Genomic DNA, 2,084 nt, shown 5'->3' on the forward strand with positions numbered 1-2,084 from the left:
AATCCGCATGCTGCGTTCGATGTGGCGGGGGCTGGAAACGGAGTCACGGTGGGGTCTACACGGGCACGAACGGGGAAACCCGGGATACAGACAAGGCCACCGCCTTACGGACCACCGCGCCAGCCCTCGACCCTACCAGCCTGGTCAGAGATCGGCGAGCCTAGACCGTCACGGGATCCAAGGCGCTTCTCGCCATCTCGAGCTCGCGATCGATCTCGGAGGGATCGACGACCGATTCGAGGATGACCGCAGCGTCGGGAATGCGGTGCGCCAGCTTCTGTACGGCCGCGACGCTCGCAACGCTGAGCGGCTCGTGCTTGCAGCCCGCGCTCACCTCGCTCAGGTGGATCTGGCGAAGCCGATCGCCGAACTCGATGATCAGCTCGTTGGCGACTCCCAATGACGGGTCAACCTGCCTGGCATGTCCCAGATCCAGACAGAATGACGAATCGGGGAATCGTGCAAACCACGGCTTCAGCTCGCGGGGCGTTCGGCCGGTGTTCTTTCGGGTGTCCATGTTTTCGAGGCAGAGGAGGTCTCCGAAGCCGTCCCATGCCCCTGGATCATCGATGGCATCGGGGTGCATGACGACCGGGAACCCCAGATCGATGCAGGGTCTCAGCAGGTCGGCAGCGGCACGTTCCGTCAACGAAGAGAACTTGCTCGGCGCGTGGATCGAAACGTACGCATATCGAGATAGATCGAGGGAAGCCACTGCGCTCATCAGGGTTTCAAGCTCATAATCGCGTAGAGCCGAGAGCTCGACTGCGGATGTCGTCGTCGAAGTGAGCAGATCCAGTGCCCTTCTGAAGTCCCCGTAGGCCAAGGCCCCGGTCGAGAACCCGAAAGCATGCATCAGAAAACCCCGTACTCCTTGGTGGCACTGGCCAACTCCGGCTCCGAGCCAAAGAATAGCTCTTCGAGGCCTTCTTGATACCGCCTCGCCGTCTCTCTTGAGGCGTTGAATCGCTTGTCTGACGGCGCGTCCTCGATCGTCAGTGTCTTCAGGTGTTGCCGATCCTCCTCATTGGACAAGACACCAAGGAAATCGTCGTAGGCACCGAAGATCGATTTCGCGGCTTCGATGGCGTCCACTCTCAGAGCCAGCCCGGCGAGGATCTCGAGAGGCGATCGGTCCACGTACTCGAACAGCTCGGAGGCCATCGCTGTAGGAAGGTCCCCTCCAGAATCGATCTGGCTCCGCAGGCGCTCGGAGGGGTTCAGCTTGCAGTCGAGCGACATCGTGAGACCCGCCGCGAACAGCAGCTTCCTGGACATGCGCAGCTTGAAGCTCCGAAGGGCCCACTCGTCCCCTCCGCGGGAGTGGAGCTTCTGAACGAGATCGACGCCCATCGTTCGCCAGTACCGGACCACATCGTTCAGAAAGAAGTGCGGCACGTAGGGCTTGATCTTGCGCGGCGGCCGGAACGCATTGTCATCGTCGACGTATCGCTTCAGTAGTTGTCGAACGACCCGTTCGCGAACGATTGGCCCGACCGGTGCAGCCGATTCGATCAGGAGCAGGATCCTCTGAGTCGTGTTGCGGTTGGAATCTTCCTCTCCGCCGATCCGATGGACGAGCTGATGGCTGAACACCGGGCTGCCGAACGTCCCCGTCGGACCGGGCTCGATGTACCGCTCTTCGGCAAGAAGGGCCTTGATCTTCTCGATGGCGGTCGCGTGGGCGGGATCGACCGGGCCATCCACGAGAAGTGTCCAATCCAGGTCGCTACTTGAGGTCCATTCACGACGGGCCAGGGACCCGAACACCACCAAACAGGTGTCCGCCGGCACCAGACGCTTCTCGTTCAGGAGGCTCTCCAGCTTGCGCTGCTGCTCGAGTGCCTGATCGCGACAACGGTTGATGTTGTTCCACGACACTCCACACCGCTCTTGAAGTGCCGTCAGGCCTGAACTCTCCATGATTCTCCAGAGGCCAACGACTCTAGCCCGAATAATTCATGAAGAAGTCGCGTTCCTGAATTGAAGAAGGCCCCAGTTGCGGTAGAAACGTGTTGCGACACGCGTTTCCCCTCAACAAGGGCCCCTTCATGAAGCCGGATACTACCGCACAGACTGTCACC

General features: G+C 60.7%; 2 protein-coding genes. Both read right to left on the bottom strand.

Annotation, left to right across the window (positions count from 1 at the left end; genetic code table 11):
- Positions 1-160 precede the first annotated feature (160 nt).
- Positions 161-856, bottom strand: a complete 696-nt coding sequence (locus tag GY937_09540) for a hypothetical protein (GenBank protein ID MCP5056951.1) — start codon at positions 854-856, stop codon at positions 161-163.
- Entirely contained in the window at positions 856-1,923 is a 1,068-nt protein-coding gene (locus tag GY937_09545; protein MCP5056952.1) for a nucleotidyltransferase domain-containing protein, read from the bottom strand. The genes GY937_09540 and GY937_09545 overlap by 1 nt, the downstream gene beginning before the upstream one ends.
- Between the last annotated feature and the right edge of the window lie 161 nt (positions 1,924-2,084).

It is taken from the genome of bacterium, assembly GCA_024228115.1.
Lineage (GTDB): Bacteria > Myxococcota_A > UBA9160 > UBA9160 > UBA6930.